The organism is Bacteroides sp. BFG-637 (assembly GCF_024793605.1).
In the GTDB taxonomy this organism is placed as follows: domain Bacteria; phylum Bacteroidota; class Bacteroidia; order Bacteroidales; family Bacteroidaceae; genus Bacteroides; species Bacteroides vicugnae.
In genome coordinates, this window is the sequence record NZ_JANUPD010000002.1 from 3,268,547 (window position 1) to 3,288,272 (window position 19,726).

Here is a 19,726-nt window from a genome sequence, read left to right on the forward strand (position 1 = left end):
TTTCTTGAATATGGTTGTGTTAACCTTTTTAATAGCCATATCTATGCTTAGTTGTCAATCGAATGATGATTATTTGCAAATCGGAATAGGCAATTGTGAGAGTAGCAATGGTACGTGTCCTATAACCGTATTTCATTAGGCTTTTTATACATCCATATTTAAGTTATAATCTAATATGAAAGTAAAAAAGCAAATTCTTGTTCTATTTTTGACAATGCTGGTAGAAATTCCGATTCTTTCTGCCCAAAGCAAAAAAAGAACAAAAGAAACAAAAGGCGGAAGTTGTCGGAAAGATTGTTACATCAAAAGTCTACAAGATAAATGTAGGTATTTGCATTCTTCCATGTAAAGATCCTATATTATTGAATGAGTCTGATTATTCAATAGAAATTAAAAATGATTCTATTTTTTCTGATCTTCTTTATCTCGGTCAAGCTGATATACCATATAGGAGAGGAGCTGAACTTTACTTTCAGGCTCCTTTGAAAAAATATACTATGGATATAGATAAAAAGAAAAATGCTCACATCAAGTTTTCAGCAAATGCAACAATAGGTAATTGCAACTTTTATATTAAGGTATATTCCAATGGAAGTGCGAGCATTTATATCACCTTGCAGCAGGGGAAAAGTATCAATTTTTTAGGAGAATTAAATATGCGAAGAGAAGAAACGGAGTCTCTGTAACACTTAATTATTATCATGAGAAAATATCTATTCATATTTATGTTTGTATCTATAGCCCAACTATTTTACGGGCAAGAGAAATACACGATTCAAGGTGAATTTCCTGATAATTCGCTGGATGGAAAATATATAATACTGACCGATAAATCTTTTCTTCCTGATGAGTACAAACGTAAATGGAAAGCATCTGATGATGAAGTAAAAATATTGGTAACTGATAAAAAAATCTATTATGAAGGGGTAACTATGCGTAAACCTTTTTTGGCGCAAATCTATTATGATAGACCAACATTCAGTGGTCAGACAAGTGCGACTTCTTTTGTAATAGAACCTGGGAATATCCATATCCATATAACTGATTGGTATGAGGAAGGAAACGTATCGGGTACTCCTATCAATAAAGACTATGCCACTTGTGTCATTGAACGGAGAAATTTGGTAAATAGAGTTTTGCGAACTATTAGGTTAGAAGGGCAGACTCAAAAGGATGATAATTTCCATTCTTTTAATTCTGCATTTGAATGCTTCGAAGAAGGTGAATTGGCTTTCTTTGAGAAATATGCCAAATATCCGGATGTTATCCGAGTAATGTTATCTCGCTATTTGGAAGTTAAGGAATTAAATAAAAGATTGGTGGATGCTAAATATTTACGTATTCTTGACTTAATGCCCAAAGCGGATCGAGATATTTTGATAGAGTGGCGAGAGTATACAATGAAGAGAGAGGAGTATTGGGCAAAGAGAAGAGCGTTGACCGATAGTCTTAATCGTAATGCTCCTCGTTTTATTGAAAGACGGGTAAATAATATGCTTGATATAACTGTAAAATGATTTTATAGAGTTAAAGTGTAATTAATATGAAAGAGAAACTGTTTTTTCTCATTATATTCGTATTTTCTGCTCAATTGCTTTTGGGGCAAGAGAAATTTACGATTCGGGGTGAATTCCCTGATAATTCTCTAGATGGTAAATATGTGTTATTAATAGATAAATCGTATCTTCTTGAAGAAAGAGAACGCCAAAAACAAGCATACGACAACAGCATAAAAATAAAGGTGATTGGCAAGGAATTTTTTTACGAAGGAACTGTCACACGAAAGCCTTTTTTTGCACAAATATCCTATGATGGACCACCGTTCCATAAAGGGACTGATATTAATCTTTTTGTGGAACCGGGTAATATCTATATTCGTATGGTTGATTGGGACGATAACGCTAATGTATCGGGCACTTCCATCAATGAAGATTATGATACTTATATTCTTGAGCGAGAAGCTCAATGGAATGCTGTATATTGGAATAGAGAACGTAGAAAAATGGCGAAAGATAGTACTAATATAGAGAATTGTAAGCTATTGGATATATCAGAAACTGAACAGCGTTCAGAAGGTCGGTTTACTTTTCTTGAAAAATATGCAAAATATCCGAATGTCATCCGAGTCATGTTGGCTCGTGATTTAAGGACAAAATACCCGATTAGGGAGCCTGAACTCTCTCAATATTTACGCATTATCGATTTAATGCCCCAAGCGGATCGAGATGCTTTTTTATCATGGTGGGATTATATTATGAAAGAACGAGAATTTAAAAAGAAGAGCCGAATGATATTAGATAGTTTGATCGGTGATCCACCCCGTTTCATCGAGACTATTTCGAGTAGTTCATCATCAACAACTATAAAAAATGAGTAAAATCCTTGGTTTTATTGTTATTCTGCTGATTTGCGTTTCTTGCAATCCAAAAAAGGAAGGCAGAGATGTCCTTGTCTTCCTATACATATGATTTCGGAATAATTAGTTCTGATATAATTTGTCGTGATAGCATTACAATCACCAATGTAGGCAATGCCAGGTTGGAAATAGGAGAGATCGAAACTGGATGTGGATGTACACAAGCATCGGTGGAGAAGTATGAATTAAATCCTGATGAATCGTGCTCGCTTCATTTTTCTTTCAATCCGAAAGGAAAGGGATTGGGAGCGAAAGAAGAATTAATTATTATCAATGCAAATACAGACTCCCTCTTTTATATTCTGCAAGTTAAGGCAATTATTCAGTGATAATGTTTTTACGTTTTCTTTTTTACTTATCACCCCCTTATACTTATCGGCTGATTGGTTTATGGATAGGTATTTTATGCCTAAAAATATAAGTTTCGTTGTCGGCATCATAGTATGGGGAGGTATTTGCATAGGGAACTGGAAGCGAAAAATTAGACTGTTTGTTGATTTTCTATTTGTGTCTTTTACTGTTTTTATGGGATATGTTTTCGTTTGCAGTCTCTTTACATCGCAATATATACACAGTGTATACATCGTATCTGGATGGATTCTTTTTGTGTTGATGCGTAATGGAAAAAATCCTACAGAAACATTTAATAGCATTTTAGCTGTCGTTGGAGTTTTGTCGGCCTTGTATGGCTTGCTGCAATATGTAGGGTGTATAGAAACTCAATCTTATTTTTCTGTTACTGGTTCTTTTGATAATCCCGCCGGATTTGCAGCAAGCATCGTTCTCTGTTATCCTTTTCTTTTGTGCCAGACTTCTAATGGAAAAAGAAAAACGCTCAAGTTTATGGCGTGTCTTCTCCTCTTTATAGTCGTTATCTTATCCGGTTCGAGAACAGGGATACTTACTTTATGCGTAGTAACACTTCTTTTTTACGCTCTCCGCTATCGGAAGTTAATTCATAGAAGGCGCATCTTTTTTATTAGCGGAGGCACTTTGTTGCTAATAGGTTTATTCATTGGACTGATTTATCTGAAACCAGCTTCCGCTTCCGGTCGTGTTCTGATTTGGAAAGTATCTGCCGGATTGTGTAAGGAAAATATGATTCGAGGAAATGGACTTGGCTCTTTTAAGGCGGATTACATGCCGGAACAAGCCAAATATTTGTCTTCTTTTCATGCTGCTGAAAGTGAAAGAATGTTAGCAGGGAATACGAATCATTCATTTAACGAGTATTTGTTGTTGCTGATTGAACAAGGACTTATAGGAATCGCTTTATTCTTATTGTTGTTGGTTGCTGTTTTTCGAAGTAATGTGTCATTTGATACTCCAGCCTTACTAGCAATTGTTTCTATTGCTATATTTTCCTGCTTTTCTTATCCATTCAAATATGCTTTTGTTTGGTTCATGACTATCTACTGCCTCGCTTCACTTAATCAACGGGAGGTTGCTCTACGAACAATATGTTTCAACAAGCCATTTTTATTGATTATTCTTTTTATACTCTGTTTTTTTTCGATTAAGAATATTCTTTTCGAGCGTACATGGAAACGAATTTCGTTGGTTGCAGAAAAGAACAATGGTTTGCTGGATAACGAATTATCTGTATTTACCAAGCTATATGATGAGTGGAATGGCAATCCCTATTTCTTGTACAATTATGCATCAGAATTGAAGAATGTGGAATTGTACAAACAAAGCGTCAACATATTCTTGCATTGCGAATCTTATATCAATACATATGACCTGCAAATGCAATTAGCTGATAATTACTATCAGATGGGGTGTTGGGAAGAGGCTGAAAGACGCTATAAACTGGCACAATGTATGTGTCCTAGCCGTTTTCTTCCATTGCAAGGACTTTTGAGAATCTACGTAAAATCTAATAACTGTATACTTGCCGAACGGGTAGCCTTAGAAATAATCAATAAACGGATAAAGATACCATCTTACACTGTTTCTATCATACAAGAAGAGGCTAAAACCTATTTGCGCAAAAAGAATATTTAATTATAAACTAACAATCATACAAAATGAAAGCCACATTCATCTTTCTTTTTCTTCTTTTGCTTTTCAGTTGTCAAAGCCCTGAAGAAAAACAATTGGAAAAGGTGTTGACACTGTCGGGCAACAATCGTCCGGAACTCGAAAAAGTGTTGGAGCATTATAAAGAAAACGAAGCCGAAAGTTTGAAACTTAGAGCTGCCAAATTCTTGATAATGAATATGCCTGGACACCAATCGTACACCGGGAAAGATATTGAAGAATATTATACTGAAGCCGAAAAGATAATCTTCTCTGGCAGAAAGATTGACGATCAGGTGAATGAGTTAAATAATCTGTTGTTAGAGTTTCCATCAGATGATTTTGAATTTAAGGAAGATTACTCTATCATAAAAGCCAACTTTCTGATAAGAAGTATAGACGCGGCTTTTGACGATTGGCAACAAGGTAGTTGGGCGAGAGGTATTACATTTGATGAATTTTGTGAATATATGCTTCCTTATAAGTGTGTAGAATTTCAGGCTTTTGATGATTGGCGCAATGTGTTGAAACCGATAGCTAATGACACGTTATCTGATTATTTTTATAACGATATCTGGAATAAAACACCTTATTATGCAGCGGAAGCTATTAATATCAAATTGCGTGATACCGTTATTGTCGATTTGAAAAAGCCTCTGAAGTGGCATGCGTTATATAAGGTTCCGTTTTGGTGCAATATTCCTTCCAATTCTTGTGAGACAAGGACAAACACTGCTTTAGCTATCATGCGTAGTAAGGGGTTTGCGGTCTCGTATGATTTCGTTTTGCAGTGGCCTACAAAAGCACATGCACATTCGTGGCTAAGTATTCTGATAGATCACGATCGCCGAATGGTATGTGAAGGAGGACATGAACCTTTCTTAGCTTTCCTACGACCAGGCGAATGCAAAGGAAAAGTATATCGAAGAACGTATTCTCCCAATCAGGGCTTGGTCCGGTTGAATGAGGAAGCTGGCAGTGTTCCGAAAACGTTGCGTAATGTCTTTATGAAAGACGTTACAGATGAATATGGGACGACTATTAACCCTGCTTTTCCTGTACTTTCTGGGGAAAGAGAACGCAGAGAAAAATATGCGTATCTGGCAGTATTTGATAATGAGAAATGGATTCCTATTTGCTTTTCTGAAATAAAAGAAAGTAAGCGGGTCACCTTTGATAAAGTAGAGAAAGGAGCTGTCTATCTGCCGGTATATTATATAAACGGAAGGGTTCGCCCGTTCAATTATCCCGCTTTGTTGAATGAGAAAGGTGAACTGGAGTTCTTGAAACCTGACAGCGCACATAAAAGAAGCATTAGTCTAAAACGGAAATATCCCTTAACACGTAAAGCGTTTACCGCAGCACTCCGTTTAAAGTACAGCATGTTTCAAGCTGCCCAAAAGGAGGATTTTAGCGATGCTGTTACAGTGCATACGTTTAAAGAGTATAGCGTATCGGGTAGCGTGAATATAAGCGATACCACAAAGTATCGTTATTGGCGTTATATCTGTCCTAAACCATATCGCTGTAATATTGCAGAATTAATGTTCTTTGATAAAGGCAATAAGAAATTGACAGGAACAATTATAGGTTCTGAAGAACGAAGCAAAAATCCTCACTATAGCCGTTCTGCAGCTTTTGACTTGAATCCGTTGACTTTTTTTGCATCTAAAACGTTGAGGGATGGCTGGGTTGGATTGGATTTGGGCAGACCGGAATCTGTTGGAAGAATAGGCTATATGACACGTAATGATGACAACAATGTTCGTATTGGTGATACATACGAGTTGTTTTATTGGGATATGGATGGTTGGCATTCAATACAGAAAAAAGTAGCGGATGATTTTGAACTGACATTCCATAATGTCCCGCAAAATGCTTTGCTGTTATTAAAAAATCGAAGTAGAGGAAAAGACGAACGAATTTTCTTATATCGAGATATTAAACAGGTGTGGTATTAATTCATCGGTAAAATACATATGTAGAATTGGAATATGAATCATCTTATGAAATGGAATCGACAGCGATATAATAATACGATTATGCCCCAACACTGTAGTTTCCACATTCTCATTCCCCCTTCACCTTTCATTGCAAAAGCTGATGAATAAAGCGATACAGGGTGAAGAAGCTGCCTTTCACCTATGCTTTCATATTATACGTTTTTTTTTAATCCAAAGCTAAGCTTTAGAAGTAGTAAAGCATAGCTTTAGCCTGCTTAAAGCAGTGCTTTTTAAAGATCAAAGAGTTTGTTTCAATCATTTAGCATCTTTCACTTGGAATATCCTAATGTTTGTTTCAAATCTTAGGAAGAAAAAAACTGGTTGCCGGGAGCATAATAAATTTAGCTATAAGCATATTCTGATTTGCTATAGTGAAAATTAGATTTGCTATAATGAAATCGGAAGTGAACTCTCGGTGAAAGGCGGCCCTTCACCCGATAACACCGATGAACAGGAGAAGGTGAAGGGTGAAGCGTTTTTCGGCACTCTTTCTTTTTTGGGGAGATACTACTGCTGGTATTAGAGAAAACTAATTAGTTTGCTTACTTCTGTACCGGAGTTGAGCTCATGTAAAGTACAGCTCGGTATATGGAAAAAATGACATAAATATGGATAATAATCCTTATTCGGAATTTGTAGGAATCTTTTTTTGTACTTTATTTACTTTTTAACTAGTTTTGTTCACATAGATTTTAAAAGAGTCATTTGCTAAACGTGTATCTAGTCCGTTTGTCGTCTGATTATATTAGGAACAAACTTATATGGAATTTCTATTATTTCATAATGCTGTACTCTTTATTGCAGTGGGAAAGACGTATCTTTGTAACCAGCAATCAAAATAACCTAAAGGACTGTATGAAAAATAAATTATTATCCCTCTTCGCTTTGTTGTTTTTATTTGTGTCGGAAAGTTATGCCGATATCGAACTTAGTTCCAAACAAATGAGGACCAGTGACGGACTACCCAGTAATTCTGTGCGATGTATGTATCAGGATAGTAAAGGATTTTTGTGGTTGGGCACTTTAGATGGATTGACCCGCTATGATGGTAATTCTTTTCTTACCTATCAGTTGGAAACCGGCAAACACGATCAGGTCTCTTTGGCAGACAATAGAATAAAACAGGTAGCGGAGGATAAAAATGGTTTCCTATGGATAAAGACAGTACCGGAATTGTTCAGTTGTTATGACTTGCAAAAAGCTTGTTTTGTCGATTTTACCGGTACCGGAGATGATGGAGAGAGTTACTCGGAAATATATATGTCTTCTAATGGAGATGTGTGGCTTTGGCACAGAGCAAGTGGAGTGCGTCAAATCGTTTGTAAGGAGAATCGTACCATGACTTCTGTGAAGTTCCGCGCAGAGTCAGGAAGATTGCCGGACGATCGAATTAAATTTATCAATGAAGATTCCAGTGGCAGAATATGGATTGGTACCATGCATGGACTTGCATCGGTTTATAAAGGGAAAGTTGAGATTGTAGATAGGGAACTGAATTTTTCCTCTTCTTTTCCTCATGGAGGGGATATGTATTTTTTGACAAAGGGTGGAGATGTATATCGCTGTGTCAATGGCTCGAAAAAGATAGATTGTTTAGCATCTCTTTCTACGATTGCCGGTAATACATCCGTCAGTGCACATTCATTGATAAAAGACAAATGGGTTATATTTACGTCAAACGAGGGAGTGTATGAGTTTGATTTTCAAACTATCCAAATAACTCCTTATCGGAAGTTGAAAATAAATAATGGGAAAGTTATTCATGACAATTATGGAGATTGTTGGGCTTACAATAATACGGGACGGATTTATTATATAAACGTGAAGAGCGGAGAAATAAAGGACTTCCAGTTGATCCCGGAAGAGAAGATGAAATATATAGATTATGAACGCTATCATGTGGTTCGTGATGATCGGGGAATAGTGTGGATTTCGACTTATGGGAACGGACTTTTCACTTATGATATTCAGGAAGACCGGTTGGAACACTTTGTTTCCGAAGGGAAGAATGCAGGACCTATAGGGTCAGATTTCTTGTTATGTTTGATGAAAGACAGGACAGGAGGAATATGGGTAAGCTCCGAATATTCCGGTTTGTCTCATATTTCCATTTCAAATAAAGGCATTACGCATGTCTATCCAGAATCACCGGATGTTTTTGACCGTTCGAATACAATTCGGTTACTGACTAAAATGTCGAATGGAGATATATGGGTAGGAACGCGAAGAGGTGGATTGTATAATTATGATTCTCATCTGAAAACTAAGATAGATAATCATTATTTGCCCTATAATATTTATGCGATTTCAGAAGATAGTCAGGAGAATATATGGATAGGAACCCGGGGAGACGGACTAAAAGTAGGAGACACTTGGTATAAACCGGATCCGTCTAATCCTTTTGCTTTGTCTCATTCTAATATTTATTCCATTCTTCGTGATAAAAAGAACCGTATGTGGGTGGGAACATTTGGAGGCGGATTAGATCTGGCCGAACAAACTGCGGGCGGACAATATAAGTTCCGTCGTTTCTTCCAACAAAAAAAATATGGTTTGCGGATAGTCCGGGTGATGGCAGAAGATGAAAAAGGAATGATATGGATGGGTACAAGTGAAGGAATTTGTATTTTCCATCCGGATTCATTGATAGCTGATGAAGATAACTATCGTTTGTTTAGCTATACGGATGGCAACTTTTGTAGCAATGAGATTCGCTGCCTGTTTCGTGACAGTAAAGGGCGTATGTGGGTAGGAACCTCGGGGGCCGGTTTGAATCTATGTGAACTGACAGATGATTGCCAATCTTTGAAATATACGCATTATGGAATATCAGAAGGACTGGTCAATAATATGGTTCAGGCTATTCAGGAAGATCATTCGGGGCAATTATGGATTGCCACGGAATATGGAATTTCAAGATTCAACCCGAACAGTCATTCTTTTGAAAACTACTTCTTCTCATCCTATACATTGGGAAATGTGTATAGCGAAAACAGTGCATGTATGGGAGCAGACGGGAAACTCATTTTTGGAACAAACTATGGATTAACCATTATTGACCCGAAAAAGATTCCAACCGAGAGACTGCTTTCCCCGATTGTTATTACCGGACTGTCTGTCAATGGAATTCAGGTGAAGCCTAATATGCCGGGTTCTCCTTTGCAGGAATCTTTGGCTTATTCGGATAAGATCACATTGAAATATTTCCAAAACTCTTTCATGCTTGATTTTTCTACTCTCGATTATTCGGATAATGGACAAATCAAGTATATGTACTGGCTGGAGAACTACGATAAAGGATGGAATGTTCCATCTTCTTTGAGCTTTGCTTCTTATAAATATCTTGAGCCGGGCACTTATATATTCCATGTGAAATACTGTGATGGCGCCGGCATTTGGAATGATACCGAAACAACTTTGAAGATTGTCATCGTACCGCCGTTCTGGAAAACAAGTTGGGCTATGCTTGGATATTTCATCTTGATATTAATAGCCTTGTATTTCACATATCGTATCATCATTAATTTCAATAGACTGCGCAACCGCATCAACGTTGAAAAGCAATTGACGGAATATAAACTGATATTTTTTACGAATATCTCTCATGAATTCCGTACTCCGCTTACGTTGATTCAGGGAGCATTGGAGAAAATGTACCGGATAGACGATATTCCTCAGGCATTATTGCATCCTTTGAAGGTGATGGATAAAAGTACCCAGCGCATGTTGAGGCTGATTAATCAGTTGCTGGAATTCAGGAAGATGCAGAATAACAAATTGGCTCTTTCTCTGCAGGAAACAGATGTAGTTGCTTTCCTGTATGAAATATATCTAAGTTTCAGTGACGTGGCAGAACAGAAAAATATGGATTTCCGCTTTTTGCCGTCAGTGCCATCCTACAAAATGTTTATTGATAAAGGAAACCTGGATAAAGTGGTTTATAACTTGCTCTCAAATGCTTTCAAATACACTCCTTCGGGTGGAACAATTCTGTTCTCTGTAAATGTGGATGAGGCAAAGAAGTGCTTGCAGATTCAGGTAGCCGATACGGGAGTAGGCATCCCTAAAGAGAAGCAGAGTGAACTGTTTAAGCGCTTTATGCAAAGCAGTTTCTCCGGAGATAGCATTGGGGTAGGGCTTCATTTGAGCCATGAATTGGTGCAGGTACATAAAGGAACCATTGAATATGAAGATAATGAAGGAGGAGGTTCTGTATTTATCGTATGTATTCCAACCGATAAAACGGTTTATTCGGAAAAAGATTTTCTGGTGCCCGGCAATGTTCTGTTGGAAGAAGCGAATATGCAAGCTCACCATTTGCAGGAACTTTCAGAAGAATATCAGGAACATGAGAAGGCTGTTACTTCATCGAGAAAACATAAAATATTAGTAATTGAAGACGATAATGATATTCGTGGATTCTTGCAAGAGGAACTAAGTGCTTATTTTGAAGTAGAAGTGGCAGCAGATGGAATATCCGGATTTGAAAAGGCATGCAACTATGATGCTGATCTGATTATCTGTGATGTGTTGATGCCCGGAATGACCGGTTTTGAAGTAACCAGGAAATTGAAAGCAGACTTTGCGACAAGCCATATTCCCATTATTTTACTGACTGCATTGACTTCGCCGGATAAACATCTGGAAGGTCTTGAGGCGGGAGCGGATATTTATATTGCGAAGCCATTTAGCTTTAAGCTTTTGCTTGCACAAGTGTTCCGGCTGATAGAGCAATGCGAAAAGTTGCGGAAGAAATTCTCCAGTGAGCCGGGGGTGGTACGTCCTGCTTTATGTAACACGGACCGGGACAAGGAATTTGCAGACCAGTTGGTAGCTGTAGTCGAAAAGATTTATTCTCAATACAATATTTCTATTGATGAATTTGCGCAAATGATGGGGATGGGACGAACTGTGTTTTATAAGAAATTACGCGGAGTGACAGGATACTCACCGAATGAGTATTTACGTGTTGTCCGAATGAAGAAGGCTGCCGAATTGTTTTTAACCGAAAGGAATCTGACTGTTGCGGAAGTCTCTTATAAAGTTGGTATTAACGATCCCCTTTATTTCAGTAAATGCTTTAAGGCACAGTTTGGAGTATCTCCTTCTGCTTACCAGAAAGGAGAAAGAAATAAAGCTTAGAGTTTACGTTGAATCCGGTCTATGAAAAGTTGACCAGATTCAACGTAAGATTGTTTATCAACTATATATGGAGGTCTAATTTGTAGATTTCACTTCCGGCAAGCAGGAAGCAGCCTGTACCGAAATCTTCAAAATCAGGAACTTTATCATAAGTGACAGGCTGACTGTCTTTCGGTTCTTTGCCGGTTCCCTGTACGTAGCCAAGAAAGCCATTCGGGTGGACTGCATCTTTCACCATGGCATTCCATGCTTTTATGATTACAGGCAGATATGTCTTTTTATCCAATAGCCCGTTATGTACCCCCCAGGACATGCCGTATACGAAAAGGGCTGTACCGGAAGTCTCTTTGCCTCCAAAGTTTGTCGGGTCGTGGAGGCTGACATTCCAAAAGCCGTCTTCACGCTGACATTGTTTCAGTGCTTTGCTCATAGTCAGAAAATCATTGATGTAATCCTGACGATGTTTTTCATCGGATGGAATTTCATTCATAACTCGTACTAAAGCTGCATATACCCATCCGTTTCCACGGCTCCAGTAACAGTCTTTACCATTCGGTTCTTTGTACGGAGGATCGAAATTATGATCTCGCCACCATAAACCGTCTTTGGGGTTGAACATTCCGTTTTCTCCATGCTGGTTGCGGGTATATTCATACATGTCCCACATCTTATCAAAGTATTTCTGTTCGCCCGTAAGTTTTCCCATTTTGGCAAATATCGGCATCCCCATCTGGATGGCATCTATCCACCACCAGTCATTTACTTGTGGAGTGTTGATCAGCATATCCATATTGGCTTTCGTTTTCCGTATTTTTTCAGGATCAGGGCAAATGTTGTATAAATCGAGATAGATTTGGCTGGCGCAGTAGTTATCAGCATTACGGGTGGTTGTTCCCCGGTGGAATCCCCATTGGTGATAATCTGCCCATTCCTTGGCATAGAGGTAATATTCGTCTGCAGGATAGATGGAATAGAGTGCCATTAGACCCTCGTAATACACACTCCGTGTCCAGATATTACTAGGACGAACCACTTTTTTGACAAAAGAAGGAGTGCGATAATCAGCATATTTCTTCATAAAATAGTCGTTCACCTGGAGGGTTACTTTGAGAATATCTTTTTTATCGGGAACTGTCTGTGCTTTTATGTTCCCATAACTCAATATTACTCCGATAAAAAATAGTATAAGATGCTTTTTCATTGTATAATAAATTAAATTACTACTGTTCTTAGATTTAGGTGCACAAAAGTGAACCTTTCTTTACCTGTTGCAAAGAAAAAGCATTGTAAGGAAAGTAATATTGAAATTTGTACGGAAAATATGTAATATTAGACTTTACCGGCCTAGAGGAACTGTTTTATCTCTTCAGCAGTATCTGTGAGGTATTGAGGAGCAAATTCTTCCAGCTCCGTGCGTGGACGAAATCCCCAAGTCACTCCGCAAGCGGTAACTCCTGCATTGGCAGCCGTTTGCATATCTACACCGGAATCGCCTACATAGAGAACATCTTCCTTTTGTACATTGGCTAGTTTTAATATATCAAAAACAACTGCCGGATCGGGTTTGACATTTATTCCTTCCCGTTGGCCGAAAACTGCTGTAAAGTGAATACCGGGAAAGTAATGGGCAACCAGCTTTTCTGTGGCAGCCTGATATTTGTTGGATGCTATGGCAATTTGGATGCCTGCAGACTGCAGATAGGATAACAGTTCCGGAATGCCCGGATAAGGTCGGCTATCATCTGCATTGTGAATATCGTAATAAGGAACGAACTCATTGCGTACACGAAGTACATTTTCTTCCGTCTTTTCACCTTCGGGCAATGCGCGTTCAAAGAGTTTATTGATACCATTGCCTACCATGAAGTTGTACTTTTCTATTTCATGAGTGGGGTATCCTAATTTATTTAAAGCATAATTGGTGCTGTGGGCAAGGTCGGCGATGGTATTCAGCAATGTTCCATCCAGGTCAAATATAACTAGTTTCTTCATTGAGTCTTTGGTTTATTGTTAATCTTATACTTAAATCTCCCGATTTGCAAAGGTATACTAAAAAAGTGAGATAGGGAAGAGTGGAGCAATAGTTTAGAGAATATCCAATGACAAACAAAGCTGGAAATATATTTGTTATTTTACCGGATTGACTTAACTTTGCGAAAAACTAAAGAATAATGAATGCAGAATGGTTTGAGACACTGCCCGAACAATGCCCTCCTACAGATGCGAAGCAGTGCGAAGGCTATTATTATAGAATTGCAAATGGTAATCCTGCTACAACAGAAGATTTCTTTTCACAAAGAAAAATGCAGCCGGATAAAGTCTTTAAAGGATTAGGAATAGATGAATGCGTAACAAGGGCAGTCTCTCTATTTTCGGAAAGGGAAGAAGCGGAGAAAAGATTGAAACTTCCTAAGTTTAAGAAGGCAAGTATTGCTTTAGTCACCTTAGAACCAAAAGATGGAGTGTTAAAGAAAACCTCCGGTATAGCACATTATTCTTGGTGGAGAACGAAGGGATTTAATGTTTTACAAGCTAAAATAGTCTGATTATGGAAGATGTATTAAGGATAGACAGGATATTGGATTTCTGTGATGTGCCGCAACTTTTTGTGGCAAGAGATGCCTTTGATACACTGTATCTTTGCCTTTTGTACGATGATGAGACGGTTTATCGCTATACGGGAATTCGTATCTCTACACATAGGCTTGAATCTTTTTTAGTGGGTGAAGTGGATTTGCGTTTGCTCTATCTGCAGCCTGAAAGTGAACATGAGTATTACGATGTTGTGTTTCAATCGGGTGAATATCAGAAAACGCTATTAAAGGAAAGTGCCTTGTCGGAAGATAAATTGCCGGCTGAGGGATATGTTTTGTCTGGAGAGAAGCGAGAGAATGTGGTTATTAATTTGCCAATGAAAGACCGTAGCCTGCTAGCGGAGCTTGTTCGCAAATTTGGTTGGGCTTGTATGTGAGTTTATATAATGATAAAGAAGATTGTCCTACTTCTGTTGGAAAGTAGTGGGACAATCTTCTTCTTCATCATTATATATACATTGATTACTTCTTAGTAATCCGGAACCAGTCTACATCTGCCCATCCTCCGTCGTTAGTGACGATAGCCGGTCGTGTGCAGAACATTCCGACCTTTGTGCCAATCCATTGTCCTTCTCTTGCCTGGAAAGGATTGCCTAGTGGCTGATATTTCTTTCCGTCAAGGCTGTAGCTGAAGTTACACATCACAATGAGATCGTGTCCGCCTTCGCTGCCTTTGATCTTCTTGCCGTCATAGCTGAAACGAACTTTCAGATAAACAGTATTTTGAGAAAGATCCACAGAAGCATTTGCCTGTTCCGGTTTTCCTTTATCTGCTTTTTTACATTCAACTTGAGACAGGACCAGACCTTTATCTGTATTTTCCAGAATGATTCCGGCATAATCTCTACCCATTACAACCAGTCCGGTGCGTTCACCTTTATTTTTAGGATTAGGGGTAAACGTAAGTTTCATTGTTGCAGTGAAATTGTCAGAAGGCGTTTTCTGTAGAAGCAGGTTGGCTACATCCCACAGATTTTTATAGTCATTCAAAACCGGATAGGAGTATAATCTTACATAGCTCTTATCACCTGCATAGTATGCCCATTTTTCATTGATGTTGGCATGCCATTGCCATTGTGGAGAGAGGGTATATCCGTCGAACTCGTCACTTTCCTGCGGAGTGCAGATAGGATATGTTTTACCTACATTCGGCTTTTTATAAGTCAGAACAGGTTCGCCACAGCCGTCACCGTCTTTATCTATGCCAATCACAGGCCAGTCGTTTACCCATTTCATAGGCTGAAGATGCATGATACGTCCGTAAGCACCCACATCCTGAAAGTGAAGGAACCAATCTTCTCCGGTAGGAGTATCTACCCATGCACCCTGATGAGGACCGTTGACAGGAGAGTTGCCTTGCGCAAGTACGGTTTTCCATTCGTAGGGACCATAGATGTTTTTAGAACGTAGTACAACCTGCCAGCCTGTTGGTACGCCACCGGCCGGATGGAAGATATAATAATAGTCATTTCTTTTATACATTTTAGGACCTTCACAAGTCTGATGTGCTTCATGACCATCGAAGATTATGCGTGAAGGAGCGATGGCTTTTGTTGCTTCTGCATTTAGTTCGCAGATGGTGATTACACTTTTCAGTCCGGCACGACTTCCTGCGTATGCATGTACCATATACACTTTCCCGTCTTCATCCCAAAACGGGCAGGTGTCAATAATTCCTTTTCCCGGTTTCACCAAGACTGGTTCGCTCCACGGACCTTTCGGGTCTTTGGCTTTCACCATAAAAGCTCCCTGGTCAGGATCCCCCAGAAGATATAGAACTCTCCGTTATGATGGCGAATGGCTGGGGCCCAGACACGGTTGCCATGTTCCGGCCGTTCCGGAGTTTCGATGGGAGGGAGGGCATTGGGGACGGCGGCACCGATAATCGTCCAGTTCACCAAGTCCTTGGAATGTAGGATTTGTAATCCGGGTAAACAGTTGAAACTGGATGAAGTCATATAGAAATCATCTCCTACGCGGCAAGCGTCAGGATCGGAGTAATCGGCATAAAGTACCGGATTTTTGTATTTACCGTTTCCGAGGTCGGAAACCCATACCTCAGATACATAGTTTTTTTGTGCTACTGCGGTGAAGACCGTTAATAGGCAAAAAGCTAAAGTCTGTGTCAATCGTTTCATGTTATAGATTATAATTATATAAGTGATTTGCTGGTTTTATCCGGTGACAAAGGTAGAAAAAAAGACTCTGCACTAGGAGGAATATTTGTGCAGAGTCATAGAAAAATTGGTAGAAACCTCGTAATTTTTGTTTAGTTGTATATGTATCTACCTTATCACCTTTACGGTTACCGGGTGAGCCAACTCTTCTTTCCATTCACGAAGATAGGCAAACCATGCTTCCGGTGTTTTATATCCGAAAGTTTCTTTCATCGAAGTAAAAGTCGTATGATACTGGAAATATTTATTTCCCGGAGCGGTAATCGTATAAAGGAAGTTAGCTTTATCCTTTTCTTCCGATTTCACATAACGTTGAGGAATGCAAGTGCCCAGTCCTACGGTTTCTTTAGCATATTTCACTGTGTCGTTTACAGGCCAGTCCGTTCCCCAGCTTCCTACAAGCCCTTTATGATCGGAGAAAGACTTGGAAGTACCTACTATGTCTTGTACACCTGTGCAGAAAACTTCCTTATTGAGCGGTTCGTCAAAGAATGCTTCAATATGAAGATCGCGATGTCCTGCATAGAGCGTATAACGTGTCATCATATTCAGTTCCGTATCCTGATATTTCCATCCGGTCACTTCAATTTCAGCAATCACGCGTACCGGTCCGTAAGAGATGATACGTTCCGTGCGGGTATCTACCGGAGTGATGTGTGTAGCTTGCTGTCCGTCCCAACCTTTCAACGCACCCGGTCCGCAACTGTCGAACACACGGAGCACGTCATCTCCGAATCCTTTAGCTAACTGCTCATCCGTCGGATAGAACTGCGATTCTTTGATTTCCAGCCCTTTGTTGAACTTGCCATAAATATCCGGCGTCTGTTTCTCATTGAAATAAAGGCGGTATCCTACCAGTTCCGATTCCAATACCGGACCGTGAGGACGTACCATACTGTATATATTACTAGTGCCGGGAACAGTGATAGCTTGTACCCGCTGATGCTTTCCTTTCCGGTTGTCTACGATAAACATGTCGGCATAAACTCGTTCAGGATAAGTCTTTGTACTCTTTTCTGAAGAAAGTGTAATCTGGAATGTTTTTCTACCATGAGCAGGAAGATCGGCAACAAAGGCCAGTTCGTCCATCTTACGGTCTCTGTTCAGATCGTCCAACTGGGAAGCTATTTCTTTGCTCCCTTCCATGACAATGGCAGATTTTACTTTGAAACCAGTATGCAGTTCATGCAAATTGATGACAATCGGAGCATCCGTTTTTGCCTGATTCCAGTTGTTCTGCACTTCAACTGTGATGGTTTTCTCCTGTTTCTGCGCTTGGGCAGACAGACTGAAAGCTCCTAAAAAGAAAGTAATAATAAAAAGATTCTTCTTCATGTTTCTAAGGCTGAAATTATACGTCGTATTTCTCCTTGCAAAAATAGCAGAAAAAATAGCAGACTGTGTCTCTTTTGAGGAGATTATAGTCTGCTATTTGAGCTTTTTACTCTATATAATGATATTGTGGTTTTCTTCTCTTTCACCACAGAGGACACGGAGGACACAGAGGAATAAATATGCAGTAAATGGATTTTATTTTATTAAACAGAATCCTCTGTGTCCTCCGTGTCCTCTGTGGTGAACCTTATTTGAGACTTAAAATCTCCTCTTTTGCTCCTAATTCCTCATAAACCTTTCCGTCTATAGTCAGATTCTTGGCATTCTTAACATTTAATATGTTGTTGCCTTTAGAAGATTCTACATAAATATTTTCCAGAGTAACTCCGTCCACCTGGCTGATAACGACTCCATCCGTAGCTTCCGTCATCACAACGTTTTTAACGGTAATATTGCTGATGGGCATTTCCGGCAGTCCGTTGAAGAACATGGCACGTCCCGAACCTCTGCAAACAATATTGGAAATATGAATATTGCGGAAAGCAGGTGTTTCTTCCGTCACCGGAGGAATGGCAGTCTTCATACGATTCAACAGATCTTCTTCCGATTCTTCACCGGCACCTTTTCCACCGTAGAACAAGTCGAACAATAAAGGTTCATTCGGGATATTAATCATGTTGATATTGTTAATGTAGATGTTTTCTACCACACCGCCACGTCCGCGGGTACTCTTGAAACGCAAACCTACATCTGTACCCATAAATGTGCAGTCCTCTACATAGATATTCTTCACACCGCCGGACATTTCACTACCTACCACGAATCCACCGTGTCCGTGCAATACTGTATTGTTTTTCACGATCACGTTCTGGCAAGGTTCTCCACGACGGCGTCCATCTTCGTCTTTACCGGATTTGATACAGATGGCATCATCTCCCGCATCAAACACACTATTGATAATCAGAGCGTTTTTACAGGATTCCAAGTCGATAGCATCACCGTTTTGAGAATACCAGGGGTTGATGACCATGATATTATTTACTGTGAAATCTTCGCATGACAAGGGGTGCAGACACCAGCTTGGTGAGTTTTTGAAAGTAACGCCTTCCAGCAGTACCTTTTTACTTTTGACGATACTCAACAGTACCGGACGCAACCACGGACGGATTTCTGCCCATTCTTCATCTGTGTTGATACCTTCGGGTACATTGAAGTCTTTGCAAGCCATTGCACCTTTCAGTGAGCCGGCAGTAGGATACCATATCTCTTGTTTCTCGTCGAGAACACCTCCTGAATTTACCAGCTTTTTCCATTGTGAAGCAGTCAGCTTTCCTTTTTTCACCGGACGCCAGCAGTCACCGTTTCCGTCAAATGTACCATGTCCGGTGATAGCGATATTTTCTGCATTGCGTGCTGAAATCGGCGATTGGCAACGACGAGTCTCAAGTCCTTCGAAAGAAGTGGCAATGATAGGATATGCTTCAAAATCACCGGTAAAAAGTACCAGCGCATTTTGTTCCGTATATAGATTTACATTGCTCAACAGCTCGATCGGACCAGTCAACCAGACACCTTCCGGGATAATCACTTTACCCCCTCCGTGTTGATTCACGTCTTTAATAGCATCGTTGATAGCTTTGGTATTCAGGAACAGACCGTCTCCTTTGGCTCCGAATTTCTCAATGTTTACTTCGTAAGCAGGAAAAACCGGTTGCTGTACTTTCGGCATTTCAAAAGGTAAATTCTGGTAAAGAGCGTCACTGATTGAGCTTTCTTTTACAGCAGTCTTGCTTTGTTTACATCCCGATGCAATAAACGGTAAACAGCATACGGCTATCCAGAAGAGTCTTTTTGTCAATGTGTTCATTTAGTAACTTAATTTCTATAGGGTTATACATCTATTGTTTTTCTTGAAAAAACCTCTTAATTATCGATTGCAAAGATAGGTGGGAAAGCCTAAGGCGATGTGGACTAATTGATAGATTACGTGTATTTTTTGTCATTTCTGTCTATTATTTGCACACTTCTCGTGTTTTT

The 19,726-nt window shown here is 39.4% G+C and carries 12 protein-coding genes and 2 pseudogenes; 9 read left to right on the plus strand and 5 right to left on the minus strand.

The annotated features are described in order from the left end of the window. The first annotated feature begins 317 nt into the window (after positions 1 to 317). The 7 genes from NXX38_RS12450 to NXX38_RS12480 all read left to right on the plus strand — a co-directional run bounded on the left by NXX38_RS12450 (position 318) and on the right by NXX38_RS12480 (position 11,583). The gene (locus NXX38_RS12450) at positions 318 to 686 is read left to right on the plus strand and encodes a DUF4251 domain-containing protein (RefSeq protein ID WP_258981944.1); all 369 of its coding nucleotides are present in this window, start codon (positions 318 to 320) and stop codon (positions 684 to 686) included. 15 nt (positions 687 to 701) lie between these two features. Then, positions 702 to 1,517 (plus strand): DUF4369 domain-containing protein, encoded by an 816-nt coding sequence (locus tag NXX38_RS12455; protein WP_122135676.1) that lies wholly within the window; start codon positions 702 to 704, stop codon positions 1,515 to 1,517. Between the two features lie 26 nt (positions 1,518 to 1,543). Next, complete coding sequence (locus NXX38_RS12460; RefSeq protein ID WP_258979610.1) at positions 1,544 to 2,377, plus strand: DUF4369 domain-containing protein; 834 nt, start codon at positions 1,544 to 1,546, stop codon at positions 2,375 to 2,377. Positions 2,378 to 2,442: 65 nt separating this feature from the next. Then, on the plus strand, positions 2,443 to 2,745 hold the full coding sequence (locus tag NXX38_RS12465; RefSeq protein ID WP_258979611.1) for a DUF1573 domain-containing protein: 303 nt from the start codon (positions 2,443 to 2,445) through the stop codon (positions 2,743 to 2,745). A 76-nt stretch (positions 2,746 to 2,821) separates the two neighbouring features. Beyond that, positions 2,822 to 4,423 (plus strand): O-antigen ligase family protein, encoded by a 1,602-nt coding sequence (locus NXX38_RS12470; protein ID WP_258979612.1) that lies wholly within the window; start codon positions 2,822 to 2,824, stop codon positions 4,421 to 4,423. Positions 4,424 to 4,446: 23 nt separating this feature from the next. After that, positions 4,447 to 6,399, plus strand: a complete 1,953-nt coding sequence (locus tag NXX38_RS12475) for a discoidin domain-containing protein (RefSeq protein ID WP_258979613.1) — start codon at positions 4,447 to 4,449, stop codon at positions 6,397 to 6,399. Between the two features lie 897 nt (positions 6,400 to 7,296). Beyond that, complete coding sequence (locus NXX38_RS12480; protein WP_258979614.1) at positions 7,297 to 11,583, plus strand: two-component regulator propeller domain-containing protein; 4,287 nt, start codon at positions 7,297 to 7,299, stop codon at positions 11,581 to 11,583. Positions 11,584 to 11,644: 61 nt separating this feature from the next. On the opposite strand, the gene NXX38_RS12485 is transcribed toward NXX38_RS12480, so the two are convergent. Beyond that, the gene (locus NXX38_RS12485; RefSeq protein ID WP_258979615.1) at positions 11,645 to 12,784 is read right to left on the minus strand and encodes a glycoside hydrolase family 88 protein; all 1,140 of its coding nucleotides are present in this window, start codon (positions 12,782 to 12,784) and stop codon (positions 11,645 to 11,647) included. A gap of 143 nt (positions 12,785 to 12,927) precedes the next feature. Next, positions 12,928 to 13,575, minus strand: a complete 648-nt coding sequence (locus tag NXX38_RS12490; RefSeq protein ID WP_258979616.1) for an HAD family hydrolase — start codon at positions 13,573 to 13,575, stop codon at positions 12,928 to 12,930. A 179-nt stretch (positions 13,576 to 13,754) separates the two neighbouring features. On the opposite strand from NXX38_RS12490, the gene NXX38_RS12495 reads away from it, so the two are divergent. Both NXX38_RS12495 and NXX38_RS12500 read left to right on the plus strand, forming a co-directional pair. After that, positions 13,755 to 14,129, plus strand: coding sequence for a hypothetical protein (locus NXX38_RS12495; RefSeq protein WP_258979617.1), 375 nt, complete (start codon positions 13,755 to 13,757; stop codon positions 14,127 to 14,129). Then, on the plus strand, positions 14,126 to 14,554 hold the full coding sequence (locus tag NXX38_RS12500; protein WP_309569435.1) for a DUF6575 domain-containing protein: 429 nt from the start codon (positions 14,126 to 14,128) through the stop codon (positions 14,552 to 14,554). The genes NXX38_RS12495 and NXX38_RS12500 overlap by 4 nt, the downstream gene beginning before the upstream one ends. 85 nt (positions 14,555 to 14,639) lie before the next feature. On the opposite strand, the pseudogene NXX38_RS12505 reads toward NXX38_RS12500, so the two are convergent. From NXX38_RS12505 to NXX38_RS12515, 3 genes and pseudogenes are all read right to left on the minus strand, one after another. Next, positions 14,640 to 16,315: pseudogene (locus NXX38_RS12505) on the minus strand (glycoside hydrolase 43 family protein). Positions 16,316 to 16,462: 147 nt separating this feature from the next. Beyond that, the gene (locus NXX38_RS12510) at positions 16,463 to 17,689 is read right to left on the minus strand and encodes a DUF4861 domain-containing protein (protein ID WP_148364298.1); all 1,227 of its coding nucleotides are present in this window, start codon (positions 17,687 to 17,689) and stop codon (positions 16,463 to 16,465) included. Positions 17,690 to 17,892: 203 nt separating this feature from the next. Further along, positions 17,893 to 19,556, minus strand: a pseudogene (locus NXX38_RS12515) (glycoside hydrolase family 28 protein). Between the last annotated feature and the right edge of the window lie 170 nt (positions 19,557 to 19,726).

Coding starts and splice junctions, on each gene's coding strand:
- NXX38_RS12455 (WP_122135676.1), top strand. CDS start 702: ATGAGAAAATATCTATTCATATTTATGTTTGTATCTATAGCCCAACTA.
- NXX38_RS12460 (WP_258979610.1), top strand. CDS start 1,544: ATGAAAGAGAAACTGTTTTTTCTCATTATATTCGTATTTTCTGCTCAA.
- NXX38_RS12465 (WP_258979611.1), top strand. CDS start 2,443: ATGTCCTTGTCTTCCTATACATATGATTTCGGAATAATTAGTTCTGAT.
- NXX38_RS12470 (WP_258979612.1), top strand. CDS start 2,822: ATGCCTAAAAATATAAGTTTCGTTGTCGGCATCATAGTATGGGGAGGT.
- NXX38_RS12475 (WP_258979613.1), top strand. CDS start 4,447: ATGAAAGCCACATTCATCTTTCTTTTTCTTCTTTTGCTTTTCAGTTGT.
- NXX38_RS12480 (WP_258979614.1), top strand. CDS start 7,297: ATGAAAAATAAATTATTATCCCTCTTCGCTTTGTTGTTTTTATTTGTG.
- NXX38_RS12485 (WP_258979615.1), bottom strand. CDS start 12,784: ATGAAAAAGCATCTTATACTATTTTTTATCGGAGTAATATTGAGTTAT.
- NXX38_RS12490 (WP_258979616.1), bottom strand. CDS start 13,575: ATGAAGAAACTAGTTATATTTGACCTGGATGGAACATTGCTGAATACC.
- NXX38_RS12495 (WP_258979617.1), top strand. CDS start 13,755: ATGAATGCAGAATGGTTTGAGACACTGCCCGAACAATGCCCTCCTACA.
- NXX38_RS12510 (WP_148364298.1), bottom strand. CDS start 17,689: ATGAAGAAGAATCTTTTTATTATTACTTTCTTTTTAGGAGCTTTCAGT.